Origin of the sequence: Amycolatopsis sp. NPDC051061 (genome assembly GCF_040682935.1) — a bacterium.
Taxonomy (GTDB): Bacteria; Actinomycetota; Actinomycetes; order Mycobacteriales; family Pseudonocardiaceae; genus Amycolatopsis.
This window is the reverse complement of sequence record NZ_JBFBBZ010000053.1, coordinates 39,617-64,743: the sequence shown is the minus strand read 5'-3', so window position 1 is coordinate 64,743 and position 25,127 is coordinate 39,617. Positions and strand designations below refer to the sequence as shown.

Genomic DNA, 25,127 nt, shown 5'->3' with positions numbered 1-25,127 from the left:
GCGGGTAGTTACGTCCTCTCCCGCGCCTGCTTGACGTTGTCTCTCTCGGTACGAGGAGAACTCTACACACACCCGGCGCCGAATGTCTACTCCAGTCGCCATAGATTTACTGCGCCACCCGAAGGGGGTGCCCCGCTGTCGACGACGACCACTTCGGCGTGCCCTGATCACTGCGAGTAAGGGAGCTTCAGTCGTCACCGCGCGCACGTACTCGCCCAGACCGCGTTCGAGGGTTCGGGGTGCTCCATGCTCGCCACGCTGGAGGGCCACCGGGCGGCCGGCCGCCCGGCGGTTAGCCGTCTCGGGGTCACGTCGGCACACTTACGCCGGAAACTCGGCTGCGCTCCCGACCCAGTGACCCTCGCCTGAACTCGCCCTTCGCGCACTCAGCGCAGTCGTCGTGTACTGTCGGTGGTGTCCGAGAGCATTTCGTGCGTGAGTGATCGAACCCGCGCCGTCCTCGGCCCCAATCCGGCCCCTTTCAACGGCTGGAGACGGGAGCACCGACGTGCCGTCGGGCCCGCACCACCCCCTCCGCCCAACCGGTCACCGAACCACATCTGCGGCTGAACCGGTGGCACCCGCGCCAGGCCAGGTCGACGGTGTGTCGTGGCGCCGGACCCGCGACCTGGCCGACGAACTGCTCGCGGCGCCGGCCGCTCCCGGGCAACACCGACGACAGCGCACAGCTGCTCGCTGCCGCCCCGGCACCGCCGCCGAGCGCGTGCGGACCGCCAGCGGCACACCACTGCACTCCTGAACCACGTCGCCCACCGGCGGCACCCACGAGAGGATCCCCCGATCAGTACTTCCACACTCGACAGGTCGCTGTTCAGCCACCCCATCGCCGAGCAACCTCGGCCCGGAGGGCTCATCGCGTCCCAGGACTACCGGTACGGGAGCCTGTTCCTCCAGCCGGTGTACACCCCGGCACCGTCGACCGACGGCGGGACAGAACCCGGCCCGCAACGGCGCCCCGGCGCGGCGAGCACGGGGGCACACGACCCGTCCGGACGCCGCGCCCACCGGTGACACGAGGCCTTGTACCCGCAGGCTGGGCGTGGGTTTCCGCCGTCATGACAGCCACGGTGAGCGCGAACTCGAGGTCGAGAATTCGCGCGAGTTCACGATTTCCCTTCCGCTCGGGCGTAGCGCGTTCGGTCCCTGCGCCAGTCATGGAAGAAGCCGGCATGACGGCGACCGACGTGACAGCGGGCAGCGCCGGGACGGGAACCGGCGGCACGGCCGGAGTCACGTGCGCGACGTGCTCGCACGCCCCGGACTCGCATGATTCGATCGCACGTCGTTACTGCACGGCCACCGTGGCGGGTGGGTTCAACCGTCGATGCGTCTGCGTCGTCGGCACGACGAACCTGTGACGGATCCCAGTCCACGGGCTCGAACGGCAACGCGGCGTAGGTGATCGGGCCGGCGAAGACACGCCAGCCGTCGCCGGAACGTGCGTCCCGCGATGATGCCAGGCGCTCGGGGTGGCGGCGGCGCGGCTGCTCTGCCGCTTGAGCTGCCGCGACGATGTGCGCCAGCGTGTCATCGGGGCCTTTGCACCACAGTTCCGGCGAGAACCAGACTTTCAGGTCCAGTTCCAGGGCGGCCTCGGCGGCTACGGTCAGCCGGTCGATGTCCCGACCGACGTCGTAGAGCACGCCCCTGCGTTTCACCGCCGTGACTGCTCCGCGCCGACCTCGACCATTTTCTGGATCGCTTGCCGCGTTACGCCCAGTTCCCGCGCGATGTCAGCCTGGGACAACCCCTCGGCCAGCAGCGCCTCGATCAGCTTCCGTCGTTCTCGAGCCAGTTCCCGCGCGATGCGGGTGTGCTCCACGGCTGCGGCCCGCACATCCTTCAACCTGCTGATGAGTTCGGCCTGCTGCGGCGTAGTGCTGCCCAACGGCTCGCTCATAGCTCGAAACGGTGGGGCCTGCGACTCACCGGCTCCGGTTACTCGCGGTTCATCCAGGTGGCCACGTCGACCTCGTTGCCCTCGGCGTCGGCCAGTGCCCACCATTCGGGCGCGTTCCGATCACTCACAAGACGCCCGCCGGCGGCGATCGCCGCGGCGACCCGCGCCTCGGCTTGGTCGTGTGGCACGGAGATGTCGACGTGGATCCGGTTGCGTTGCGGGCGTGGAGCATCCATCCGCTGGAACCACAGTGCCGGCGCCCGGCGATGAGGATCGAGCAGGTCCTCGGCACCGACCTGCTCGTACCCGAGCACGGCCCGCCAGAACGGCATCACCTTCTCGGTGACGAGAGCGTCGATGGAGATCTGAACGGTCTGCACGCCGGTCGGATCGGCGGGCAGGTCCAACTCGCGCGCCGCGGCCGAGATCTGCCGGGCAAAGTCGACGTCACCCTCGCTCTGGCCCCCGAACTCCACCGGCGGCAGGCACACCGTCACGCCCGACGGCCGCAGGTCGACGTCCGGGTGACGGCCCGCGGCGCCGGCCAGCCTGCCGATCGCGTCCGCCAGAGCGACGCCTGCCGTGAACGATTCGGTACGGAAGTGTGCGCACGCCCCGGAGAACAGCACCCGCCAGTCTTCGACGCCTTCGGCCTCGTGAAACTGCTGCGGCGAGATCCGTTCGCTCATCCACCCAGGCTATCCGCATCGCCTCAGCCGACGTCCGCATCGCGGCATGACAGGACGTTCGACTGAGATCGAAACCGTGCTCAGTTCGCCGCGACGACCGGTCGTCTTCGTTGAGCAGCGGCAGCAGATGCTGGGTGAGGAAGTACGGCGCTTTCCGATGCACCGCCACCAACTCGTTGAACTGCTCCTCGGTACCTGGTCAGCACCTCCATCGCCCCTTTGGTCGCCGCGTAGGCCGACCCACCTCGGCGCGGCCGTGCCCGCTCTGCTCTCCGCCGAATTCGGCTGGGCGACCGGGGCCTCATCGAACTCAACCAGGCCAGAGTCCCCAGGGCTGTGGGACGCTCTCCACAGGACAAGTCGGCGACGGCGTTCAGGAGGCGCGCTCACGAGACGGGCCTCCTGAACGGTGAGCCGGTACAGCCGGCCCTCGACCGGTGAGCGAGTTCCAGCGCGCTGCGATAGTGGTGGTGCCGCAGACATCGGCCTTGGCGGTGTTCGACATCGTCACCTTCGTTTGCCGACACCGGATATCGCAATGGATACCCCGGGGGATCCCGGAGTCAGTGCAGCGGCAGGCTTGCGACGGTGAACACCGGGCTGGTCAGCGGAGCGCCGTACAGGTAGGTGTCCATCTGGGAGTTGGTCACCAGCAGCCGGTCCCCGCTCACGGCGACGCCGGTGGTCGTGTCAGCCCCTGGGCAGGTGCGTTCGGAGACGACGGTGGCCCGGGTGTGGTCGCTGGAAAGCCGCACCGTGGCGATCTCGTTGTGCGCAGAACGGGCGATGTACAGGGTGTTTCCTCGCAGCGCGATGCCGTCGGCGCTGGGCAGCGGTGATACGGCGATCTTGCGGACTTCGCCGGTGGCGAGGGTGAGCCGGTAGAGCGCGCCGCTGTACCAGTAGCCGATGATCAGGGATTTGCCGTCGGGGGTGGCGACGATGCCGTTGCCGTTGGACTCGCCGGGCACGTAGTCCGACAGGTGGTAGGCCACCTGCAGCGTCCGGTGGGCGTCGGCGGAGGTGGCGTTCACATCGGCGGCCGGAATCCGGTAGACCACGGCACGGAAGGAGTCGGTGATGTAGACGTCCCCGCTGGGGGTGACGGCCGCGTCGTTGACGAGGGTCGGCTCCCCCGTGTCGGGGACGGTGTAGGCGGAAACGAGCCTTCCGGTGTTGGTGTAGACGAAGAAGCGGCCGGTGAAGGCGCCGGCGATCAGCAGGCGGTTGCCGGTGATCTTGATCCCGGTGGCCTGGGTACGACCGTCCTGACCGCCCGGCAAGAAGGGGGCGAGCGTCTTCGCCCCGGGCCGCCCGCGGTAGACGGTGCCGTCGGCGATGCTGGCGGTGTAGACGTTGCGGTTGTCGGCCGCGACGCTTTCGGGGAAGGCATTGCTGCCGTTGATCGTGATCGTGTACGCGCCGTCTTCGCCGTTATGGGCTGGCACGGCGGAGGTGGGGAGTGTGCGGGAGACCAGTGCGATGGACATCGCGGCGAAGACGAAGAGCGCGCGCCCCCATGTCGCGTGTGCGGTGGTGCGGGTGGACATTGTGGTGGACCTTTCCGGTTGACTCGGAGGGAAGTGACCTCTGGCGCCCACCCTTGTGCCGGAACTTCTCGGGCACGGCGCGGGTGCGGCCGCCGGGAACCTGTGTCAGCGCAGCGCGTCTGCGATCGCCTCGGCCAGGGACGTGGTGGGCCGTCCGATCAGGCGGCTCAGGTGGCCCGAGTCGGTGAACAACTCACCGCGGCCCATGGCGAGGTCGGCGTCGACGAGAACGTGCGCCAGCTCGGCGGGTACGTCGGCCTCGGCCAGCACCCGGGCGAACCCGTCGGCCGGGAGATCGGTGTACTCGATCTGCTTCCCGGTGGCGGCCGAGATCGCCGCGGCAAGCTCGGACAGGGTGAACGCCTCGTCTCCACCGAGTTCGTGCACCTTGTCGACGTGGCCGCCGGTGGTCAGCACGACCGCGGCGGCCTCGGCGTAGTCGGCGCGAGTCGCGGCGCTGATCCTTCCCTGGCCTGCCGCCCCGACGACGGCTCCGCCTCGCAGCACCTGCGGGAGTTGGGCGGTGTAGTTCTCCAGGTACCAGCCGTTGCGCAGCACCACGCTGGGCACGCACTTTTGCAGGTACTCCTCCGTGGTGCGGTGGGTGACGGAGAGGGCTGTGGTGGACGTGTCCGCGCGCAGCATGCTCGTGTACGCGACGAGCGACGCGCCCGCCACCACCGCGGCGTCGATGGCGCGGCGGTGGTGGGCGACGCGCTCGTCCACGGTCGTGGTGGATATCAGCAGGAGCTTATTCGCGCCCTCGAGGGCCCCAGGGAGGCTGTCAGGCGCCGAGAAGTCGGCTCGACGCACCACGCGCCGCGGTCGGCGAAGTCCTCGATCCTGGTGACGTCACGGCTGGTCGCGACGATGTTCGGAGGCTGGCACTCCGCGAGCCAGTAGCGCTTCGACAGTGAGCCTGCCCAGCTGTCCGGAGGCTGCGGTGACAACGATCGACACGGGGGTCGCTCCTTCCTGCCGCGGACTTCCCGCGGCGCGAACCCCACGATGACCTGGCCGCTCTCCTTTGGTAAGGAGCCACTTCCGGGTAAGGTGGCCACCCGGACGAAAGTATCGAGGTGAGGTTTGTGGCGACCGCCCAGGAAGTGATCGAGCCCATACCCTCATGGGACCCGTACGCGCGTGGCTGCCCTTCGCGTGACGTGCTCGACCAGATCGGCAGCAAGTGGGCAGTTCTCGTGCTGGGCGAGCTCGGCAGGCACGGGGCGTGCCGGTTCACCCAGCTGCGGCGGCAGCTCGCGGGGGTGAGCGAGAAGATGCTCACCCAGACGCTGCGCACACTCGAACGCGATGGACTGCTCCTGCGGACGGTGTACCCCGAGGCGCCGATCCGCGTGGAGTACGAGTTGACGCCGCTCGGCCAGACGCTGCGAGGTCCCCTGAAGGCGCTCACGGAGTGGTCGGTGCGGCACATCGAGGAAGTCCTCGCCGCCCGCGAGGAGTACGACGACCGCGCCGGAAAACGTTAGTACTGCAACGGTCTGCGTCGTGATGAGTGGGGACAGCGGGCGGCCCGGCACTCACCACGACGGCTTGCGTACCCGGGCACAGCGAACAGCGTGGCTGCGGTGGCGCGCAGCGTTGGGTGGTCACGCAGATGAAGGAACGCGATCAGGCGTTTCCACGGGCGGGCGCCGGTAAGCGCGGGCCGCAGCTCGAGTGGGATCGCCTCGGTCGGGTAGAGAGCGCCGTGGTGCAGGTTGGGGCCGGCGGGACGCACGGGCAGGTTGTAGCGGCGGCACCAGCTGAGGATCGTGGTGGGGTGCAGGCCGAGCTCGGCGCCGAGGTCCTCTGAGCTGCGGCCGCGGCGCACGTACTGCTCGTGCAACCACCGGCGGCTGATCCCTCGTGGTGGTTTGCTTGGGTCCCGCAGCGGAATGTCGTAGGCGGTGGCGAGCGTGGTGATGCCAGAGGTGGTGCACGTGGCGCAAGGGGAAGCGCGAGTTCGCGTTTTCCGTTGCGCAGGGTGGTGGTGTTGCCGGCTGCCACCTGGTACGGGCCGCTACTGTGAACAGGGATTTCTGTCTGCTGCCGAGGGCTGTCACCGCGTAGTCGCCGTTCGGCATCGCGATCCTGATCTGCTCGCCGATCCGTGTCCGGACGACGAGCCCGCTTCTGGCATAGGCGAGGCCGCTGCTTCAAGGGGGTCGCCGTTGCGCAGGCCCATCCGTCGTGCGGAGTCGGTCAGTCTGGTGTTGATCGACAGCGCGGCCTGCTGCGGAGCTGTCCTGTCGTGCAGCGCGGACAGCGGTAGCACGGACCGGTCGGCGGCGATGGCCTGGACCGGTGTCCCGGCCGGGGTGAACATCAGGTCGCGACGGTCGTAGAGGTAGTCCACCCCCAGTGCGATCAAGGGCGCGATCGGGCCGAGGAAGCTTGCGGCTACCGCGGCGACGGCCCCAGCTACCGTGCGGCGCTCCTGGGCGGTCAGTCGCCACGAGGGTTGCGTTCCGGTCACGTGTCCTCTCGTTGATCGTCTGCGGAGTGCGTGGGCATGGCCTGGCCACCGACCTGGCGGGTGCGTCGGGGTCGGCCGGTCGGGCGCGCGGTCACGGCGGGGACGCCGGGTCCGGTGAGGCGGTCCAGGGCGGCGGTGCGGCCGGTGAGCAGGAGCAACAGCGCGTCGATCGGGCCGCTGATCTCGTGCGGGCCGGCTCCGGCGGTCCACTCCACGTCGGTGGCGTTCAGACGGAAACCGGCCAACCGTCGCCTCGCCCAGAACGGCCAGCCCATCGTCCAGACGCGGGCGGCGGCGGCGCGGGCGGCCTCAGACGGCATGGGGTGCTGACGACGTAGTGGGATCGCGATGTCCTGGGCGTGCACCAGGGTGTCGTAGAGGATGTTGCGGTAGTTGGTGACTGCCGGCAGCCGTCGGGAGGCGGCGTGGTCGCGCAGTTCGGTGACCAGCGCGACGCTGGAACGGGAGTCGGCGTGGCGTACCGAGATGTCGTGGTTGAGCCGGTGGAAACTGCCGTGTGCGCGGATGCCCTCGACGAGCATGTGCGCGAGGCCAGGTGGTTGTGGCGCGAGCGCCACGTGCGCTGCGACGTCGCGGACGCGCCAGCCCACGCAGAGCGACGGGCTGTCCCATTCGTTGTCGGCGAGCGTGTCGAGCAGGTCGGCCAGGTGTACCCGTTCCTGCTCGATGACCCGCCAGGTCTGCTCGCAGTCCATCCGAGCCTTCCTATCATTAGTCAGATACTCTGACTAAAATAAGTCAGCTTCTCTGACCAAGTCAAGGGGTCCTGGTGGTGGACGACGACCTGCCGAACACCGGCCTGCTGCTCTACATTCCGTACCGGTGGCTGGAAAACCGCGTGATCGACGCGTTGATCACGGCCGGCTACGGCGACATCACCACCGCACAGATGAGGATCGTGCAGCGCATCGGCCTGCACGGCACGCGGCTGACCGAACTCGCCGATCAGGCCCAGGTGACAAAGCAGACCGCCGGGTACCTCGTCGACCAACTGGAGAAGGCCGGCTGGGTGGAACGGGTGGTCGACCCGACCGATAAGCGGGCCCGCCTGGTCCGCATCGCCGCCCGCGGCAAACAGGCCCTGCCGATCGCCGCGACGGCGGTGGCCGAAGTCGAGGCCGCCTGGGAGGCGCACCTCGGCAAACGGCACGTGGCTCAGCTGCGCCACACCCTCGGCAGGCTCCGCGAGATCACCGACCCCTACGCCTAACCAACCGGCACAACCCGGCCTCGAACACAGCCAGCACCGCGCAGGCCAGCCAGAACGGACTAGCGGAATGCTCGCCCATCGGCATGGGCGGACATCGGCAAGGCTTGCCAACGCGGCAGAAGAGCACGGCAGTTCTCAGGCCGCCGAAGTACCGACCACACGCTTGGCGATCTCCGCGTCCAGCGGACTCATGTCCTCGCTCACTGGTTCCGATGGTTTCCACCAGCGGAAGTCCAGCGCTTCGTCGCTCACTGTCAGCCGCGGCACGACCTGGAGCTGAACCCGATAGACAGCAAGTAGCTCCCGGCGCTCCGGCTTTGTGAGATCGAACTCGGCCACGGCAGCGACGGCCAGGTCCGGCAGGTGGAGACCGGTCTCCTCGCGCAACTCCCGCACCGCTACTTCGCGTGGGGTTTCACCGGGCTCTTGCGTTCCTCCGGGAAGTTCCCACTGCTTCCGCCAGCTGTCGAAAATCATCAGGACGGCGTCCGAGTGGCCGACAACCACCAGTGACGCGGGCACAATCACTTGCTCCACCAGACATGCCAGCTCCTGTTCTGTGACGGAACGAAAGTCGACCAGGGCGTTGCCGGCGCGGTCACGGATCGGAAGTGCGGCCATGATGCCGATCCAACCTCAACACCGGCAGTGGCATGTGCGACGAGCCACTCGAGTACGCACATCGGCATGAGCGGATTTCCGGTGAGGCGAATAGCCGCCATGGCAGTCTCGACGCCACTACGTCGCGGCTTCGAGATGCCCGACGAGTGGGTCCTCCGTCGCGGAGGCGGCGGCAGGTCGTAACGGGTTTGCCGGTCCCGGCAACGGGGCACGAAGTGGTCGCAGGGAGATCATCGTGGAAGTCCGACTTCCGACCATTGCGCTACAGGCCGAACGGATTAACTTTCCGCAATAGAGGTACGTCAGACCGTCGCACGGCGGCATATATCTTATAGGGCAGGCCTAACTGCGGCAGCGAGTGATCCATTTCGAGATTTACCCGATCAGCTAGACGGAGGTTGCAGTCGGGTTCCCGTCAATTACTGTCCGTAAGATACTGGTCGTTCAAGTAGGCAGGGAAGTGCAACAATGCGTCCTACTTCTGATCTCGTGCGTACTCGTGACAGCAGGGCCGTCTTGCCCGTCTTGGCCGCAGCGCTCCTTGGCCTGTTTGCGTTCGGGGTGATACTGGTGATCACTGCCCCGTTCGATGGGCAAGCCAGGAGTAGTCTGGGTGGAAGCCTCATCAGTGCCGGCGGTATCGGTGGTGCTCTCTTTATTGTTGAAGTATTGCTTGATCGCCGTCAACTTGCACGCGAGCGGGTGGTCTCCGAGGCGCTCCGCGTCGACTTGCTGGACGGGGCTAACGCGATAATGGCGTCTTCAGTGCGTGCTCATTGCGAGTTGCTCTGGTCGCGACTGGTGAGGAATCTCGATGCGGACCTCGATTTTCCTCCGGAAGGATGGTGGTCGGCGACACTCGCTTATCGGCATCGCGCTGATGGCCGGTCTGCGGCATGACAGGACGTTCGTGATGGGCGGCGTGACGACGGCGGAGCTTTCGTCTTCGGATTTCGATTCGAACGGGGAGGGCACGGATGTCCGGCGTCGTACCGACCGCGACAGACATCACTTGCCGAACAGTCATCCGCAGGGAGCGGGGAACGTGGCTTCGGGCACATGCTGAGCCCAGCGTTGTGGGGTCAGCACCCCCGCGGTGTCGGCGCAGATGTGCCGCGCCGCCTCCTGCACGTCCATCGCCGTCAGTTGAACGGTGCGATCGTCGCCGGCGGTCGCGAGCACCGTGCCGTCCGGGCTGAACACGGCGCCGTCGATAGGTGCCGTGTGCGTGGTCAGCGCCTGCCCGATAGGCGTGGCGTCGGCCGGATCGCGGACGTCCCACAGCCGGATCATGCCGTCCTGGCCCGTGCTGGCCAGGATGGCGCCGTCCGCGGTGAAAGTCACCTGGTAGACGAAGCTGGTGTGGCCGATGAGGGGCGCGCCGAGCTGCTGCGGCGTTCCCGTGCCGCTGACGTCCCAGAGCCGGACGGTGTGATCAGTGTCGGCGGTGGCCAGGTAGCGGCCGTTCGGGGCGAAGGCGACGCCCTGGACGCCGCCGGTGTTGGTGGTCAGTCGCCGGGGCTGCCCCGGGCGGCCGGGATCCGTGATGTCCCACAGCAGCACGGTGTCGTCGGTGCCGGATGCGGCCAGTTCGTGGCCGTCCGGGCTGATGGTCAGCCAGGTCACGCTCCCGGAGTGGCCGAGGAGGGTCGTGACCGGTGTGACGTGCTCGCGGTTCGTCACGTTCCACAGCCGGACCACGCCATCGGCGCCGGCCGCGGCCAAGATGTGTCCGTCCGGCGTGAAAGCGACCTCGGTAACGGCCTGGGAACTCCCGCTCACCAGGTCCGGCCATGCGGTGGCGTGATCGAGATCGGCCACGTCCCACAACCGCACGGTGCCGTCACGGCCGGCGCTGGCCAAGGTATGTCCGTCGGGGCTGAACGCGACCTGGTTGACGGCCTTGGTGTTTCCGGTCAGCGGCTGTCCGAGTGGTGTCGGGTGCCGTGGGTCGGTGGTGTCCCACAGGCGGACGGTGCGGTCGGTGCTCGCGCTGGCCAGGACTTTGCCGTCTCGCCGGAACACCACGCCGTTGACATAACTGGTGTGGCCGATGAGTACGGTCTCGGGCAGGCGCCACAACCGCACCATGCTGTCGGCGCCGACGCTGGCCAGAGTCTTCCCGTCGGCACTGAACGCGAGCCAGTAGATGTAGCTGGTGTGCCCGGTGAGCGGCCGGCCCAGCGGAACCGGGTCACTCGGCTGGCTGAGGTTCCACAACCGGATGGTTTGATCGGCTCCGGCGGTGGCGAGCACGGTGCCGTCGTGGTTGAAGGCCACCGCGAACACCGAGTTGGTGTGCCCGGTCAGGGGGTGTCCGAGTCTGGTCGGATGCGCTGGGTCGCTGACGTCCCACAAGAGCACGGTGTGGTCGTTGCCGACCGACGCCATGAGGTGGCTGTCCGGCGTGAACGCGGTCGCGTAGACGGTGTCGGAGTGCCCGGTCAGCGGCGGTCCCCACATCGTCGGGTCGGCCAGGTCGGTGACGTTCCACAGCCGGATCACGTGGTCGTGGCCGGAGCTGGCGATCGTGCGACCGTCCGGGCTGAACGTCGCCGAGGCGACCGCGTCGGTGTGGCCGACGAGGGGGTGCCCGATCGGTGTCGCGTGCGCGGGATCGGTCACGTTCCACAACCGCACTGTCCGGTCCGCGCCCGCGCTGACCAGCGTCCGCCCGTCGGGACTGAAGGACACGGAGAACACGATGTCGCTGTGCCCGAGCAGCGGCGGACCGGCGGGTCCGGCATGGGCGGGGTCGGCGACGTCCCACAGCCGCACGGTGTGGTCTCGGCCGGCGGTGGCCAGCAGCCGCCCGTTCGGGCTGAACGCCACCCACATCGCCCGGTCTTGATGTCCGGTCAGTGGTTGCGTCCACAACGTCACGTGCGTCGGGTCGCTGATGTTCCACAACCGCACGGCGCCGTCGGTGCCCACGGTGGCCAGGGTGCGCCGATCGGAGCTGAATGCCGCGCCGTACACGGTTTTCGTACCGCCGTCGACCAGCGAGGACAGTGCGACGTTCTGTGAGCCGAGCACTGCGGCGCGTTCTTGCGGCGCGTCCTTCATCCGCTCGGCGGCCAGCGAAAATTGGGCCGACAGCGAGATGTCGGTGTCGTGTACCTGCTGTGCTTCGTCTGCGGTGTGCATCGCTACGGCGGTGTCACGTTGCGCTTGAGCGATGTCGCGCTGCTGACGTGCGTACACCGCCGCGGTGGACGCCGCGACCGTAAGCACCGCCAACACGGCGACCGCGGCCCGGGTCAGTCGGCGGGCGCGGTTCTGCCGTCCCGTCGACGAGGCGAGAAAGCGCTGCAAGCGCGGATCCCGCTGCACGTCCTCTCGATGGTGGGTGGCCCATTCCGAGGCCATGGCCAACCGGTTTCCGCGGTACAGGGCGGCGGGGTCGCGGCCTTCTCGATCCCAGGTCAGCGCGGCGTCGAGGAGTTGCTGGTGCACAAGCAGGCCCTGCCGGTCCTCGGCCACCCAATCGCGCAGGCGGGGCCAAGCGTGCAGCAGGGCCTCGTGGGTCAGTTCGACGGTGTCGGCGTCGACCGTGACCAGTCGGGCCCGCACCATCGTGTCCAGTACCGGCGTGGCGTCGGCCGGCAGTTCGTCGTGTCGCGCCCGCCGCTTGGTGTCGTCGGCGCCGGCGTTGAGGGCGATCAGGCGTAGGAGGACCGCGCGCGCCAGTCGTTGCCGGTCGGGAGTCAGGCCGGTGTAGACGGTCTCGGCGGTCCGGGCCAGCGCCTGGTGCATTCCCCCCGATGCTTCGTAGCCGTTGAGCGTCATCATGGTGCCGCGGCGTCGGTACCAGGTTTCCCGCAGCGCGTGCGACACCAGTGGCAACGTGTTCGGCTGACCGGCCGCGTCCGCGATCACCTTGGCCAGCAGGGCGCTCTCCACCGCACCTCCGTCGTCCACCGTCGGCTGGCTGATCGCCCGGCGCAGCTCGTCGGTGGTCATCCGGCCGACGAGGAGTTGCGCGTCGCGGAGTGCCTCGACGAGTGCGGCGTGCTCGGCGCAGTGGGCGTAGAAGTCCGCTCGGACCCCGATGACGACACGGGTCCGGCTGTTGCCGGCCTGTGCGGCTGTCAGCACTGCGTCGATGAAGGCGGCGCGTTCGGCGGCGTCGGAGCACAGCGTGAAGAGTTCTTCGAACTGGTCGATCACCAGCAGCAGTTCGGCGTCGGCCGGCCCGTTCGCCAGTGCCTGCAACACGGTCAGGTGCAGCGCCCGGCGGTCGCTGCCCAGTTCGCGGCGCAGCGCGATCGCCGAACCACCGGCGAAGGCGGCGATCCGGGCCGCGCACTCGTCGAGCGGATCGGCGCCCGGCGTGAACACGATCACCGGCCCGTCCGGCTGCCGTCGCGGCACGAGACCGGCTCGGATCAGCGAGGACTTGCCGGACCCGGACGCGCCGAACACGGCCACGAACCGACGCTCGGCGACGCGTGAGACGAGATCCTGGGTGAGTGCCTCCCGACCGTGGAAGCGCTCGGCGTCCTCCGGCTGGAACGCGGCCAGGCCGGGGTAGGGACAAGGCGTGCCGGTGTCGAGGTCGTCCTCCGGCTGGTCGAGGGTCTGCGTACCGGCCACGTCGCGCCAGTGCTGTTCCCACTCGGCCGGGTCGCCGCCGCACGCCTCGACGAACGCCAACGTGACCGCGAGGCTGGGCAGCCGGCGCCCGCCGGCCGCGTCCGCGAGCGTGGTCGACGAGTAGTGCGCCTGCCGCGCCAGTTCGCGGTAGGGCGGCTTACCGGCCTTCTCCCGCAATTGCCGCAGCTCGGCGGCGAACCGGCTGAGCGCGTCGTCCCCCTCGAGCGGCCGCTCTGATCTCGGCACCGCCACCACCCTCCCCGGTTGTCGGCCACCCATTGTCCGAACCTCGATGTCCGGAGTCCAGACGACGAAGCCGGACAACCCCGTTTGCCGTAGACCGATAGCCATGCACCCCCGGCGAAAGGGTCACGCCAGTGGCTGAAAGAGGACGAACGGTAGCGGCGTTGATGGCCGCGACAATGTTGACCGCAACGGCGGCATTCCCCGTCAGCACGGCGAACGCGACGGGCGGACCGGAGGACCACCACGCCGGATCCGGTCTGGCCGCACGCACCACGCAGCGGTCGGCGCCGGCCACGACGGGATCGGTGCGCGGCCCGGACGTCAGCGGATACCAGGGCACCGTCGACTGGGCCTCGGTCGCCGCCGCCGGCGCGTCCTTCGCCTACGTCAAGGCCACCGAGAGCACCAACTACGTCAGCAGCTACTTCGGCCAGCAGTACAACGGAGCCGCCGGCGCCGGCCTGATCCGCGGGGCCTACCACTTCGCCCATCCCGACGCATCCAGTGGCGCCACCCAGGCGGACTACTTCGTGGACCACGGTGGCAGCTGGCGCGCGGACGGCACGACACTGCCCGGTGCCCTGGACATCGAGTACAACCCGCACGGCGCCACCTGCTACGGCCTCAGCGCCGCCGCCATGGTCTCGTGGATCTCCGCCTTCAGCAGCCGATACCGGGCACGCGCCGGCCGGGCGCCGGTAATCTATTCCACCACCGACTGGTGGCGCCAGTGCACCGGCGACTACGCCGGCTTCGGCGCCACCAACCCGCTGTGGATCGCCAACTACTCGGGCACGCCGCTGCCGCTGCCGGCCGGCTGGGCCAGCGACACCATCTGGCAGTACGCCGACTCCGGCACCTTCCCCGGCGACCAGAACACGTTCAACGGCACCCGCGACGACCTGCGCACCTTCGCCCTCGGTGACTATGCTCCCCCGCCTGTCCGCGCCTGGCCGATCGTCCAGCAGGGCGACCGCGGCACCTCGGTGACGACGATGCAGGACCTGCTCGACGCCCGCGGCGCGACGCTGACCGTGGACGGCGACTTCGGCCCGGCGACGCTCGCGGCCGTGAAGGCGTTCCAGTCCGCGCACGGGCTCACCGCCGACGGCATCGTCGGCCCCAACACCTGGCAGGCGCTCGTCGTCACCGTGCAGTCCGGCGACTCCGGCCCGGCCGTCCGGGCCGCCCAGACCGAACTCGTCGCGCACGGCGCCGCCGTGACCGTCGACGGCCGGTTCTCCGACACCACGCGTGCGGCGGTCGTCGCGTTCCAGACCGGCAGTCAACTCACGGCCGACGGCGTCGTCGGCCCGGACACCTGGCAAGCACTCGTCTCCTGACGGAAAGGATCACCGTGCACATCCACATCACCTCGAGGTGGGCCCGCCGTGTCGGCCTCGCCCTGGCCGCTCTGGCCATGACCGCCACGATGGCCGCCATCATCCCGGGACAGGCCCTCGCCGACACCGACGTCCGCCAGACGCAATGGGATCTCGCCGGCCTGGCCTACCTGACGTTCACCGATATCGACGGGGTGTCCGGCCCGCAGACCACCGGTGCCGTGTCGGCCTTCCAGACCGACCGCTGCCTGACCGTCGACGGCGTCACCGGGCCGGAGACCAACTCCGAGCTCGCCGCCCAGGTCACCAAGATCCAGGCGGCCGCCGGCGCCCCCCAGGACGGCATGTTCGGGCCGACCACCGAGGCGGCCGTGAAGGCCTGGCAGACCGCGCACAGCCTGAACCAGAACGGGCAAGCCGACGCCGCGACCATGACCGCGATGGGCATCGACCGGATCAAGACGCCGTGCTCGCGGCCCACCCAGGACGAAATGGTCCAGAAGATCCTGTCCATCGCGCAGCAGGAAGCCGCCAACTCCGCGCACAACCGCGAGATCGGCGGCTACAACTGCAACTACTACAGCACCCAGCTCGGCGTCGGCAGCGGCGGCTGCTCGAACGGCTGGCGCTCCGAGGCGTGGTGTGCCGACTTCGTGCGCTGGGACTGGATCAAGGCCGGGGCGAGCACCAGCGGCATCAACGGCCTCGCGTCGAGCCTGGAGGACTACGGCAAGGCACACGGCACCTGGCACACCAGCAACCCCAAGCCCGGTGACGCCGTGTACTTCACCTTCGGCCACGTCGGCATCGTCGTGTCCTCGACCGGCAGCACCATCACCTACATCTCCGGCAACACCTACAACCCGGCCACCGGCAACGACGACGGCCTGCTGCAGAAGACCATCTCCCGCACCGGCACCAGCATCGGCGGCTACGCCTCGCCCGTGGTCAAGTGACCGGCTCCACGCCGGCCGCGTCGAAGGCGCGGCCGGCGTGGACCAGGTTCGGAAAGGACAAGCAAGTGCGTGTCATCTCCCTTGCGGCCGCCTCGATCGGCGTGGCCGCGCTGTTCCCACCGGCCGCGATGGCCGCGCCGTTGCCGGGCTGGCAAGCCGACCTCGTCGCCGATGTCGCCCAGACCAACATATCCACTCAGGACGGCGCCATCACGGTACTCGACTCGACCTGGAGACAGGGCTACGCGGTGGATCTGCTCGCTGTGCACGAACTGTCCACGCCGACCGACCGGGTCGACGCCCGCCTGTCGGCCCGGATTCCGCCCGGCGCCCAGGTCGACATCGACGTCCGCGGCCGGCTGGCCGACCGGAGCTGGACCGAGTGGACGGCGGCCGGAACGGCGTTGCCGGTGGCCGCGACGGCCGTGCAGGCCCGGATCACCCTGCACGGCAACGGGCCGGCGGTCCCGACCGTCACCGGCTTACGCTTGTCCGCCGACCAGGCAGGGATCCGGCCGGCGGCCACCGGGACCCCGCTGACCTACCGCGCGTTCGCCACTCGTGAGGGCCTGACCGGCCAGACCACCGCGAACGGCCACGTCATCACGTCCCGGGACCACTTCGTCGCGTTGCCTTCCGGAAAGGCCTTGTCCGCCAAGGGGAGTTCCACCTACTCGGTAAAGCTGTGCAATCCGGCCACCAACAAGTGCGAGGTAGCGCCGGTCTGGGATGTCGGGCCGTGGAACACCAAGGACGACTACTGGAACCCGGCCTCGGTGCGCCAGTCGTGGAAGGACCTGCCGCAGGGCAAGCCGGAGGCGCAGGCCGCCTACCAGGACGACTACAACGGCGGAAAGGACCAGTACGGGCGCGCGGTGGGCAACCCGGCGGGCGTCGACCTCGCCGACGGCACGTTCTGGGACGGCCTGGGCATGACCGACAACGGCTGGATCCAGGTCACCTACCAGTGGACCGGCGCCGGCACACCGGCACCCGGCTGGCCGATCGTCGAGCAGGGTGACACCGGCACCACGGTGAAGACCGTGCAGTACCTGCTCAACGTCCGGCAGCAGGCAGGCCTCGCGGTCGACGGTGACTTCGGCCCGGCCACGCTCGCGGCCGCGAAGACGTTCCAGTCCGCGCACGGCCTGACCGTCGACGGCATCGTCGGCCCGAACACGTGGTCGGCGCTCGTGCCGGTGGTGACGTCCGGCAGCACCGGCGACGCCGTGCGGGCAGTGCAGAACGAGCTGACCGCGCACGACATCACCACTCCCGTGACCGGCGTCTTCGACGCCGCCACCGACACCAACCTGCGGAGCTTCCAGACCGCCAACGGGTTGTCGGCCACCGGCAGCACCGATGCGGAAACGTGGAAGGCCCTGGTGAACTGACCGGTGGCCGGCACGGTGACCTTCACACTCCTCGGGCCCGTCACGGCCCAAGACGAGGACGGGCCGCTGCCGGTCGGCGGTCCCCGCAGCCGGACAGTGCTGGCGGCGCTGGTGCTGGCGGCCGATTCCATGGTGACGGTGGAGCGGCTGGTGGACCTGGTCTGGGACGTGCGGCCCCCGCACACCGCTCGCCGGCAGGTGCAGAACCGGGTGTCGATGCTGCGGCTCGCCGGCGTGCCGATCGAGACCTGCCCGTCCGGCTACCGGCTCCGAGCGGACTGCACGAACTCGGATGTCGTGGCGTTCGAGAAGGCCGCGCGGGACGTACACCGGCAGCTCGGGCACGGCTTCCCTGACGCGGCAGCGATGTCGGCGCGACGGGCACTGGCGTTGTGGCGTGGTCCCGCACTGGCCGGAGTGAACCTGCCCCGCCACGCCGCGCTGCTCGAGGAACTGCGCTTGGACGTGCTGACCGCCCGGGTGGATGCCGACCTCGCGCTCGGCCGACACGGCAGTGTCGTCGTCGAACTCGCCGCCCTCACCATGCAGCACCCGCTGCGGGAACGGTTCGTCGGCCAGCTGATGACCGCGTTGGTCCGTTCCGGACGCCGGGGCGAGGCACTCGCCGCGTACGACTCGGCGCGGGTGCTGCTGCGGCAGCAGTTCGGCGTCGAGCCGGGTCCGCAGCTTCGCCGGCTGCGGGCGGACGTGCTCGGCGAGACCTTGGCGTCCACCGGCTGATCGAGGCGCGCGGGACCGCTGTCCCGCGCGCCGGCCAGGATCAGTTGATCAGGTCACGCCAGGTGTCGCGGCCGACGACGCTGTCCGCGGCGAGGCCGTTGGCGGTCTGGAAGGCCTTCAACGAGGTCACCGTCGCCGCGTCGAGGGTGCCGCTGATCGTGGTCGCCCAGCCGTGGGCGGTGAGCTCGGCCTGGACCGCGCGCACCGCGTCCCCGGTGCTGCCCGCGTTCACCGTCGGTACGAGCGCCGACCACGTGTTCGGGCCGACGGCACCGTCCGCGGTGAGGCCGTGCGCGGTCTGGAAGCTCTTGACCGCGGCGAGGGTCGCCGGGCCGAAGTCGCCGTCGACGGTCAGGCCGGCGTTGTGCTGGCTGTTCAGCAGGTATTGCAATGCTTTGACGTCGGTGCCAGTGCCCCCGTTCTGCACCAGTGGCCAGGCGAGCAGGGACTCCCGCATCGCGTACACCACGCGGCTTCCCGGGTCCTCCGACAGCGACCACAGCTCGTCCCGGCCGGGCCAGTAGCTCAGGTCCTCCGGGTAGGGCTGCAGCACGTTCTCGTACTTCGCAACCGATTGCCGGGCGGTATAGGAATACAGCGAACCGTAGTGGGCGCCGCTGGTCGAATAGCTGGTGGACGCGTAGTAGCGGCCGCGCACGGACGCGGTCCCCTGCGTCTTGAGAATGCCGGTTTCATACGCTTCGATCCCGTGCACCAGCCCGTCGGCCGAGGCCGCGAGGGTGTGGTCGGCGGCGTTGAGCGGGTACCGGACGATTCGATGGTTGTCGGTGGCCTGCGTGTTGTATTCCGAGATGACCATCGTGTCGGAGCCGCCGGTGCGGTCCAGGGCCGTGGAGGAAAACCGGAAGGCCGGGTAGCCGCCGGCGGTCGAGGTGTTGTAGGTGAAGGCCTGCGGCAGCACGTACTTGTAGCCGAAGGCCTGATAGGACCCGTCGGACTGAAGGCCGATCCCGTCGCCGCCGGTGTCGACCGACCAGAGGTGGTCGAGGTCGAAGACCCGTAGGCCGCCGGTGGTGTCGACGACGTAGATGTAGTTGCCGTACCAGAACATGCCGCCGCCGTGCACGGCGTCCCCGCTGCTGTTGGTCAAAGGCTTGAAGTCGGGCTTGCCTGCCGAGCTGGTCGTCGGCAGCACCAGCAACACCAGGCGGTACACCGGATGGGCCGGGTCCGAGTAGTCCACGAACGCGATCCGGTCACCACGGTCGACGCCACCGGCATGCCAATACCAGCCTGCGGCGAGCACGGTCTGCGCCTGGTAGGCCCCGGACGGGTCGGCGTCGGCGCTGGAGGTGATGCCCTGCGGGTACCAGTCGGTACCGTTCTGGTCGTCGGCGCCGGGCGTCGATTGCCAGCAAAACGCCTCCACCACGGCCGGAGCGTGCGCCGCGCAGGGCTTCGCCGTGCGGTTCGCGCTCCCGATCACATCCGGGAACTTCGCCGTGGGCAGCACCTTGTCCAGCGCGGCGATCGTGGGCGAGTAGGAACTCTGCTGCAGGCGGAAGTTCGCCGGGGTCAGTCCGGTGGGCGCCGCTGCCGCCATTCGTGGCGCCACCAATGCGAGGGCGGCGACCACCAGTATCGCGGTCGGCTTTTTCCAGTAGTGCATCACGGGGATTCCTCCTGATCGAATCGGTTCGACCACGGTGGCGCACCACGTCCTCGATCCGTCACAAGCGGGCGCACGGGCATGCCGTCGGTCCTGGCAGCGGCAGTTGTCCGGAGACTGTTGTCGGAGCCCGCAACCCGAACCCGGACAACGGCAACGTCGGTAGAGATGACGGCAGGGATGGAGCGAGAGGCTCCACCGAGGTAAATCAGGGAGGCCTGCATGAACACGATGAATGGTGCCGTTCGCGGCGGATTGGCGATCGGCGCGATCGCTGTCGCACTGGGCATGGTTGCCGCGCCCGCCGCGTCGGCGGCGACCCCGCCGAAGACCATCGTCAAGGGCGACAGTGGACACGGTGTGTGGTGCGTCCAGCGCGCCGTGAACAACTACTACAAGACCTATTACGGCAAGACCGGCAACGTCATCGCCGAGGACGCCCAGTTCGGCACCGGCACCGCCGACTGGGTGGCCTGGTTCCAGGGCCGGCACGGACTGTCGGCCGACAGCGTCGTCGGCAAGAACACCGGGCACTTCGTCATCATCGAGGACGGCTACTACGGAAACTACTGTAAGTCATATGTGCCGCACTGAGCAGCGGTGAAGCGATGAGGCCGAGGTAGGGGCGGCCTCATCGCTTCACGTCCCGCTGGATCAACACCAGGCTCACGCTCGTCACTGGAAAGCGTCGTCCACGTACGGCTCCAGGCGGCATCGACAAGATCGAGAGGCGCGTCGGGAAAATCGATGTTCACCGAGTGCACAGTGTTCCCTGGTCATCAGCATCTGCGGAAGCGCTGAGCCGTGGAGCACAATCGCTCAACGGCAGACCTGTTCGGGCGAGCATCCAGAATTTCAGCGTTCCAGGAACTTCTCGACGTTGCCGACAAGTGGCCGATGAGCGGACGGCTTGCACCTGTCTCCTGGACAACTACGTAAATGACAGCTTCCTTCGTTCAGAAAGTTCAAGGAGTACTTTCGAGCCTCGAGCCGGTCAGGTTGACGCATCTGTTCGCAGCATGCTGACCGTCGTCCGACCGGTCGCCCGGCTGCGAAAGCAACCGTAGCGCTCGGCTGCCCACTCATCGACTCGGAAGTGCTCAGGCCGTCCGCTTTGTCAGCCGTCAGCCAGCCTCAGCTCAAACGAGGCGAACGCGCTGATCGCGGCAGAGTAGGACGTTCGAGGCCGCGCTGCGTTCGGCGCACGGGCAGGCACGTGCCCTGGGCCAGTGGCTGGGCCAGTTCGGTCAGGACGGCCACCGGCTCGGTCGGGTCGCCGGTGACTCGCAGAGGGCGTGGGCGGCTTCGGCTCGGGTCCAGTCGTCGGTGGAACCGGTCAACGTCCGCAGAACATCGGCGCACGCGGCCGCGTGGGATTCGAGGTCCGCCAGCAGCGCGATCGTCGTGGGTCGGAGCCCGGGTTGGGTGATGTGGTGGGTCAACGCGGTGATGCCCAGACCGGGGTCCGCGGCGGTGCGCCACAGCGCCCAGACCACGGTCGGCTCGGCGACGTGGTCGCGCAGCGCTCGTGCGGCATCCACGGCGGCTGGTTTGGCTGCCCCTATCGCCGCTGGCGGGAGGGACAGTGTCAGTGGCCCCGCCCATAGGCAGCGGCAACGTGGCGCCGGCGTCCTGCGGCCTGGAGCGAGGTGCCCCAGAAACGCCCCAGGAGGGACCCCTGTGCACCTGTCGAAGTGGATCACACAAGATCGGCCCGGGACGTGAAGAAACCCCTCCAACCAGCCGAAACGACCTGATCGAAGGGGTTCTACAAGAGTGTGGAGCTAAGGGGGCTCGAACCCCTGATCCCCTCACTGCCAGTGAGGGTCGATCATGATCCTGACCTGCGGCGATAGGGAATCGCCTGGTCAAATGTTGCGCTTCGGCGCCGTTGTTGGCAACTGTGTGTTGTTGAGTGCAGTTGTGACAGGTGGTTTGCCCCAGCTGTGCCCCAGTGAATTAGTGAGAGGAATGGCGGCGCTCGTATCGAACATCCGGCGCAGCCAGCAGGCGACACGGGGCTTGGATCCACCCGAGCACTACCAGGCCGAGCCAGGTCGTGTTGCCGGCCCACTCTCGTGAGCGGCGTTGCGTGAGGGCCCCTACCGGGTTGAGGTGCCGCTGAGAGCGGCTCACCGGGACGCACGCTCTGCGGCTCCTTATCGCACACGTCGCCTGACCAGCGATGTTCGTCATGGGGTGACCTAACCTGAACGCTTTGGGCGGGCGTTGGCAAAGACGGGGTGTCAGGGCGAAGCGAAACCCGAGGAGCTTCATGTCGTCAGACGCGGAACTGATCGGTAGGTCGCTGCGCGGAGACACCGATGCCTTCGTGCAAGTGATCAGCCGGCACGAGACCGCGCTCGGGAACTATCTGGCGCGCAGAGTGGGGCGGCAGGCCGCCGAGGACGTGCTCGGCGATGTGTGGGTGGCGGCTTACGAGTCCCGTGCGAACTATGACCCTTCGTATCCCGAGGCCAGGCCTTGGTTGTACGGCGTCGCGCTGAACATGCTGCGCCGGCACTGGCGGTCCGCACCGGCCGAGGAGCCGGCGTCGGACCTGACCGGCGTGGCGAGTGACTGGAATCCCTGGCCGGCGGTGGATGCCCGCGTGGACACGCAGGCACTGCTGAGCAGGGCACTGGCTCGGCTCAAACCGGAAGAGCGGGAAGTGCTGGGCCTGGTCGCCTGGGAGGACCTGACCGTCGCCGAAGCCGGGCGGGTACTCGACATCCCGGCCGGCACCGCCCGCCGCCTGTTGCACCAGGCGCGCAAGGCATTGCGTGAAGCCCCCGAAGTGGTCGCGCTGCTGCAAGTCCCGACAACGTGAAAGACAGCCTCATGGATGAAATGGATCTCATGAAGAATCTACGTGACGTGCCGTCCCCCGGTCCCGAGGCCTATGACCGTGCCCGCACGGCACTGCAGACGGCGATGGGGGAACCCGTGGCCACGGTCGTGCGACCGAGGCGCTGGTTCTCCTGGCCCAAGGTCGGCGTCGCTGCCGTGGGCGCGGCAGCCGTCGCGGCGGCCGTGGTGATGGCTACGTCCGGCGGCAGCGTCCCGGCCGGCCCGTCCGGCGCGGCCCCGCAGGCGATCGAGGCACCGCAGGCGGTCGAGGCGCCGCTGGTGAAGCTGGCTTCCGCGGTCCAGGCGGCCGGCACGCAGCCAGGAGACGCGTCGCTGATCATCAACACGAAGTTCGGGCTGGACAACAAACCGGACCTCTACTACACCCTCTACACCGACAAGGGCCAGCAGTTCACGGGCGACTCGGCGAAGACCCTGGTGGACGCAGTCGCCAAGGGCCACGCCGAGCCTGCTACGCCGTACGACGGGAAGGTGATGGCGGCGGCCCGTCTCGCCGCGAACGGCGACGTCGACAAGGCCAGGATCGCGATGATCACCGCGGCCGGCAATGCCCTGGGAGTCGGCCTGAGCCCCGCCGAGGCCGACAAGGCCTGGGCGGACGCCCAAGCGGAGACCGCGGAGATGTTCCGCAAGATCGGCAAGCCGGTTCCGGCCCCCAAACCGCGTCCGACGGGCAAGGACCTGGAGAACCTGATCAACAACCACCTGTGGAGCAACGTCGAACATGCGCTGTTCGCCAACGCCGCCGATGCGGAGGTCCGCGCGGGCGTGCTGAAGCTGTACGCGACCATCCCGGACATGATCGTCGGAAAGACCGACGTCGACGGCCAGGCCGCGCTGACCCTCACTGCGCCCCCGGCCATCCTGGGCGGTAGTACGGACGTCCTCATCATCAACGCTGACAACGGCCTGCCGATCCGTGAGGAGATCACCTCGGCGGAATCGTCCCAGCACTGGGTGGTGAACTACAAGTCCTCCCGCGTGACCCTCGCCGACGTGGCCGCGGGCAAGATCTGATCCTCGTACCGAACTGTCCTGGGAGGGCCGAGATCATCTCGGCCCTCCCAGGACAGTTCTGTCCGTGCGTCGCCGCCGTTCTGCATCCGGTAGCTGCTCGTCTGCCGGAGTAGTGCGAGTGAGCTTCCCCGAGATCGTGGGGCGCGACCTTTGCACCGTCGCGGCTGAAATGCGTGTCGTCGTCGGAGTCCGGCGGTCGCCTGGCAAAGCTCGTGAAGCTCACTTGGCGGATCGCCCGCACATCGGCAGAAGAGGACGTTTGAGCGGTGGTGTGAGTTCCGCGAGGTGCCGCAGCGCGTCGACACCTGGATCAGCTTCCGAGGGTTGTCCGGACACCTTGGCGTTGCCCCGATCCTCCGGACCCTGACGTGAGGTGGCCGGAAATTCAGGCACGTCGCTTGCTCTTGTTCTCGCTCGTGGTCAGCCAGGACAACGCTCGTCTGAGCAGTCCCCTCGCGGGCCGGTGGCCCGGTTGGTCGTTGACGAGATCACCGGGTCCGACGCCGTACTCGCGGCGCAGGTCGCCGAAGCCGCGTTGGCGGTTCTCCATCTGTTCGCCGAACAGCTCGAGGATCTTGCGCTTGTGTTCCTCGATCGTCCGCTTCGACTTGTGCAGGCGGTCGGCGACCTCCTGGTCGGACAGACCGCGATCGAGCAGCGCCAGCGTCTCCTCGAGTGGCAAGGACAGCCGGACGTCCCGGCATTGCCTGATCAACTGGCGTAGGGCGTCGTGTAGGGCGGAGGTCACGATGGTGCCATTGCGGCCGATCTCGATCACCGCTTGCGCCAGTACGCCGTCGTCGCCGAGGTATTTGCTGACGTACCCGGCCGCGCCGGCGGCCACGCAGCGTGCGATGGGTTCAGGCCGCGCTTCGGCGGTGTAGATGAGGACGCGCTGGCCGTGTTCGTGCACGAGTTTGCTGATGGCTCGCACGCCTTGTAGGACTGCCGTATCGCCGGTTTGCCGGTTCAGGCACAGATCCAGCACGACGACGTGGCAACCGTGCTGTTGGAGATGGACGAAGTCGTCGATGGTCCCCCAACTGCCCACTTGAGTCAGCGGAAACCAGGGCCCGCCGTCCGTCTCGGCCCGAGCGACGTCGTGCTGCTGGGCCTGCTCGGTCCCCGGACCCGTCCGCTGCGGGCCGTGCTGTCCGCGCTGGGCATCTCGATCGGGATCGCCACGGTGATCGTGATCATCGGCATCTCGGCGTCCGGGCAACGGGCGCTCGACGAGCGGCTTTCGCTACCGGGCACCAACCTGCTGCGCGCGGAAGCGCAATTCGACCAGGGCACCCGGACTCTGCCACCGGTCCCGGCCGAGGCGGCGAAAATGACCGCGCGGATCCCACCGGTCCAGCTGGTCAGCCAGGTCGCCAACACGCACGCTCAGGTCCGCCGTTCAGCGGCCATCCCGGCCAGCGAGGGGTCGGGACTGACGGTGCTCGCCGCGGCGAATGACCTGCTGCCGGTTCTCGGCGCACACGTCGCGTCCGGTGTCTTCCTCAATCCGGCCAACGCCGCGTTCCCCACGGTCGTACTGGGAGCCGTCGCCGCGACCCGGCTCGGCATCACCTCGCTCACTCCGCAGGGACGGCAACCCGCGGTGTGGATCGGCGAACGCGCCTTCACCGTCGTGGGGGTGCTCGCCCCCAGCCCGCTGGCCCCGGAGATCGACGGTCCGTGCTGGTCGGCTGGCCGGCGGCGATCGGTTACCTGAAGTTCGACGACCATCCCACCGTGCTGTACGTCCGCGTAGACGAGGGGGCGCGCCGCCTCGACGACCTGTGCCCGGTGGCGAGTGATACCTTGCGCGGGCTTATGACAGCACGCCATCCGTTG

The 25,127-nt window shown here is 68.6% G+C and carries 24 protein-coding genes; 12 read left to right on the top strand and 12 right to left on the bottom strand.

The annotated features are described in order from the left end of the window. Window positions 1-1,076 precede the first annotated feature (1,076 nt). Window positions 1,077-1,379 (top strand): RGCVC family protein, encoded by a 303-nt coding sequence (locus AB0N03_RS43435; protein ID WP_364385575.1) that lies wholly within the window; start codon window positions 1,077-1,079, stop codon window positions 1,377-1,379. Between the two features lie 296 nt (window positions 1,380-1,675). Here AB0N03_RS43435 and AB0N03_RS43430 read toward each other — a convergent pair whose 3' ends face one another. From AB0N03_RS43430 to AB0N03_RS43415, 4 genes are all read right to left on the bottom strand, one after another. Beyond that, the gene (locus AB0N03_RS43430) at window positions 1,676-1,921 is read right to left on the bottom strand and encodes a TrfB-related DNA-binding protein (RefSeq protein WP_364385572.1); all 246 of its coding nucleotides are present in this window, start codon (window positions 1,919-1,921) and stop codon (window positions 1,676-1,678) included. A 38-nt stretch (window positions 1,922-1,959) separates the two neighbouring features. Further along, window positions 1,960-2,610, bottom strand: coding sequence for a VOC family protein (locus AB0N03_RS43425; RefSeq protein WP_364385569.1), 651 nt, complete (start codon window positions 2,608-2,610; stop codon window positions 1,960-1,962). A gap of 563 nt (window positions 2,611-3,173) precedes the next feature. Continuing rightward, window positions 3,174-4,160 (bottom strand): hypothetical protein, encoded by a 987-nt coding sequence (locus AB0N03_RS43420; protein WP_364385566.1) that lies wholly within the window; start codon window positions 4,158-4,160, stop codon window positions 3,174-3,176. Window positions 4,161-4,265: 105 nt separating this feature from the next. Next, window positions 4,266-4,973 (bottom strand): NmrA family NAD(P)-binding protein, encoded by a 708-nt coding sequence (locus tag AB0N03_RS43415; protein WP_364385584.1) that lies wholly within the window; start codon window positions 4,971-4,973, stop codon window positions 4,266-4,268. Window positions 4,974-5,248: 275 nt separating this feature from the next. On the opposite strand from AB0N03_RS43415, the gene AB0N03_RS43410 reads away from it, so the two are divergent. After that, window positions 5,249-5,650, top strand: a complete 402-nt coding sequence (locus AB0N03_RS43410; protein ID WP_364385563.1) for a helix-turn-helix domain-containing protein — start codon at window positions 5,249-5,251, stop codon at window positions 5,648-5,650. Here AB0N03_RS43410 and AB0N03_RS43405 read toward each other — a convergent pair. From AB0N03_RS43405 to AB0N03_RS43395, 3 genes are all read right to left on the bottom strand, one after another. Further along, complete coding sequence (locus AB0N03_RS43405) at window positions 5,647-6,009, bottom strand: hypothetical protein (RefSeq protein WP_364385560.1); 363 nt, start codon at window positions 6,007-6,009, stop codon at window positions 5,647-5,649. The genes AB0N03_RS43410 and AB0N03_RS43405 overlap by 4 nt on opposite strands. Before the next feature lie 213 nt (window positions 6,010-6,222). Next, complete coding sequence (locus tag AB0N03_RS43400) at window positions 6,223-6,639, bottom strand: hypothetical protein (protein WP_364385557.1); 417 nt, start codon at window positions 6,637-6,639, stop codon at window positions 6,223-6,225. Continuing rightward, window positions 6,636-7,355, bottom strand: a complete 720-nt coding sequence (locus AB0N03_RS43395; protein ID WP_364385554.1) for a maleylpyruvate isomerase family mycothiol-dependent enzyme — start codon at window positions 7,353-7,355, stop codon at window positions 6,636-6,638. Before AB0N03_RS43395 ends, AB0N03_RS43400 begins: the two co-directional genes overlap by 4 nt. A 74-nt stretch (window positions 7,356-7,429) precedes the next feature. Between AB0N03_RS43395 and AB0N03_RS43390 the strand changes: the two genes are divergently transcribed. Continuing rightward, a complete protein-coding gene (locus tag AB0N03_RS43390; protein ID WP_364385551.1) occupies window positions 7,430-7,870 on the top strand; it encodes a MarR family transcriptional regulator in 441 nt (146 codons plus the stop codon). Between the two features lie 135 nt (window positions 7,871-8,005). On the opposite strand, the gene AB0N03_RS43385 is transcribed toward AB0N03_RS43390, so the two are convergent. Next, window positions 8,006-8,491 carry an NUDIX hydrolase gene (locus AB0N03_RS43385; protein WP_364385549.1) on the bottom strand — a complete coding sequence of 162 codons (486 nt, stop codon included), beginning with the start codon at window positions 8,489-8,491 and terminating at the stop codon, window positions 8,006-8,008. A gap of 570 nt (window positions 8,492-9,061) precedes the next feature. Between AB0N03_RS43385 and AB0N03_RS43380 the strand changes: the two genes are divergently transcribed. Further along, a complete protein-coding gene (locus tag AB0N03_RS43380) occupies window positions 9,062-9,391 on the top strand; it encodes a hypothetical protein (protein ID WP_364385546.1) in 330 nt (109 codons plus the stop codon). A gap of 123 nt (window positions 9,392-9,514) precedes the next feature. Here AB0N03_RS43380 and AB0N03_RS43375 read toward each other — a convergent pair whose 3' ends face one another. Beyond that, on the bottom strand, window positions 9,515-13,333 hold the full coding sequence (locus AB0N03_RS43375; RefSeq protein WP_364385543.1) for a helix-turn-helix domain-containing protein: 3,819 nt from the start codon (window positions 13,331-13,333) through the stop codon (window positions 9,515-9,517). A gap of 176 nt (window positions 13,334-13,509) precedes the next feature. Here AB0N03_RS43375 and AB0N03_RS43370 point away from each other — a divergent pair, with 176 nt between their 5' ends. From AB0N03_RS43370 to AB0N03_RS43355, 4 genes are all read left to right on the top strand, one after another. After that, the gene (locus AB0N03_RS43370) at window positions 13,510-14,676 is read left to right on the top strand and encodes a GH25 family lysozyme (protein ID WP_364385540.1); all 1,167 of its coding nucleotides are present in this window, start codon (window positions 13,510-13,512) and stop codon (window positions 14,674-14,676) included. A 14-nt stretch (window positions 14,677-14,690) separates the two neighbouring features. Next, window positions 14,691-15,632, top strand: a complete 942-nt coding sequence (locus AB0N03_RS43365; RefSeq protein ID WP_364385537.1) for a peptidoglycan-binding protein — start codon at window positions 14,691-14,693, stop codon at window positions 15,630-15,632. A gap of 65 nt (window positions 15,633-15,697) precedes the next feature. Beyond that, on the top strand, window positions 15,698-17,026 hold the full coding sequence (locus tag AB0N03_RS43360) for a peptidoglycan-binding protein (protein WP_364385534.1): 1,329 nt from the start codon (window positions 15,698-15,700) through the stop codon (window positions 17,024-17,026). A 15-nt stretch (window positions 17,027-17,041) separates the two neighbouring features. Continuing rightward, on the top strand, window positions 17,042-17,767 hold the full coding sequence (locus AB0N03_RS43355) for an AfsR/SARP family transcriptional regulator (RefSeq protein WP_364385531.1): 726 nt from the start codon (window positions 17,042-17,044) through the stop codon (window positions 17,765-17,767). Window positions 17,768-17,807: 40 nt separating this feature from the next. On the opposite strand, the gene AB0N03_RS43350 is transcribed toward AB0N03_RS43355, so the two are convergent. After that, window positions 17,808-19,397 carry a peptidoglycan-binding protein gene (locus AB0N03_RS43350; RefSeq protein ID WP_364385528.1) on the bottom strand — a complete coding sequence of 530 codons (1,590 nt, stop codon included), beginning with the start codon at window positions 19,395-19,397 and terminating at the stop codon, window positions 17,808-17,810. A 222-nt stretch (window positions 19,398-19,619) separates the two neighbouring features. On the opposite strand from AB0N03_RS43350, the gene AB0N03_RS43345 reads away from it, so the two are divergent. Next, window positions 19,620-19,991, top strand: a complete 372-nt coding sequence (locus AB0N03_RS43345; protein WP_364385525.1) for a peptidoglycan-binding domain-containing protein — start codon at window positions 19,620-19,622, stop codon at window positions 19,989-19,991. Window positions 19,992-20,644: 653 nt separating this feature from the next. On the opposite strand, the gene AB0N03_RS43340 is transcribed toward AB0N03_RS43345, so the two are convergent. Next, window positions 20,645-20,938 carry a hypothetical protein gene (locus AB0N03_RS43340; protein WP_364385522.1) on the bottom strand — a complete coding sequence of 98 codons (294 nt, stop codon included), beginning with the start codon at window positions 20,936-20,938 and terminating at the stop codon, window positions 20,645-20,647. Window positions 20,939-21,672: 734 nt separating this feature from the next. On the opposite strand from AB0N03_RS43340, the gene AB0N03_RS43335 reads away from it, so the two are divergent. Continuing rightward, on the top strand, window positions 21,673-22,227 hold the full coding sequence (locus tag AB0N03_RS43335) for a sigma-70 family RNA polymerase sigma factor (RefSeq protein ID WP_364385519.1): 555 nt from the start codon (window positions 21,673-21,675) through the stop codon (window positions 22,225-22,227). Window positions 22,228-22,256: 29 nt separating this feature from the next. Continuing rightward, entirely contained in the window at window positions 22,257-23,285 is a 1,029-nt protein-coding gene (locus tag AB0N03_RS43330) for a hypothetical protein (protein ID WP_364385517.1), read from the top strand. 385 nt (window positions 23,286-23,670) lie between these two features. On the opposite strand, the gene AB0N03_RS43325 is transcribed toward AB0N03_RS43330, so the two are convergent. After that, window positions 23,671-24,336 carry a hypothetical protein gene (locus AB0N03_RS43325; RefSeq protein WP_364385514.1) on the bottom strand — a complete coding sequence of 222 codons (666 nt, stop codon included), beginning with the start codon at window positions 24,334-24,336 and terminating at the stop codon, window positions 23,671-23,673. Here AB0N03_RS43325 and AB0N03_RS43320 point away from each other — a divergent pair, their 5' ends adjacent. Then, window positions 24,337-25,005: an ABC transporter permease gene (locus tag AB0N03_RS43320; protein ID WP_364385511.1), complete on the top strand. Its 669-nt coding sequence runs from the start codon at window positions 24,337-24,339 to the stop codon at window positions 25,003-25,005. The last annotated feature ends 122 nt before the right edge of the window (window positions 25,006-25,127 follow it).

Bases quoted from the DNA above. Each gene is read 5' to 3' on its own strand.
- AB0N03_RS43435 (WP_364385575.1), top strand. From the start codon at position 1,077: ATGACAGCCACGGTGAGCGCGAACTCGAGGTCGAGAATTCGCGCGAGT.
- AB0N03_RS43430 (WP_364385572.1), bottom strand. From the start codon at position 1,921: ATGAGCGAGCCGTTGGGCAGCACTACGCCGCAGCAGGCCGAACTCATC.
- AB0N03_RS43425 (WP_364385569.1), bottom strand. From the start codon at position 2,610: ATGAGCGAACGGATCTCGCCGCAGCAGTTTCACGAGGCCGAAGGCGTC.
- AB0N03_RS43420 (WP_364385566.1), bottom strand. From the start codon at position 4,160: ATGTCCACCCGCACCACCGCACACGCGACATGGGGGCGCGCGCTCTTC.
- AB0N03_RS43395 (WP_364385554.1), bottom strand. From the start codon at position 7,355: ATGGACTGCGAGCAGACCTGGCGGGTCATCGAGCAGGAACGGGTACAC.
- AB0N03_RS43385 (WP_364385549.1), bottom strand. From the start codon at position 8,491: ATGGCCGCACTTCCGATCCGTGACCGCGCCGGCAACGCCCTGGTCGAC.
- AB0N03_RS43370 (WP_364385540.1), top strand. From the start codon at position 13,510: ATGTTGACCGCAACGGCGGCATTCCCCGTCAGCACGGCGAACGCGACG.
- AB0N03_RS43350 (WP_364385528.1), bottom strand. From the start codon at position 19,397: ATGCACTACTGGAAAAAGCCGACCGCGATACTGGTGGTCGCCGCCCTC.
- AB0N03_RS43345 (WP_364385525.1), top strand. From the start codon at position 19,620: ATGAACACGATGAATGGTGCCGTTCGCGGCGGATTGGCGATCGGCGCG.
- AB0N03_RS43335 (WP_364385519.1), top strand. From the start codon at position 21,673: ATGTCGTCAGACGCGGAACTGATCGGTAGGTCGCTGCGCGGAGACACC.
- AB0N03_RS43330 (WP_364385517.1), top strand. From the start codon at position 22,257: ATGAAGAATCTACGTGACGTGCCGTCCCCCGGTCCCGAGGCCTATGAC.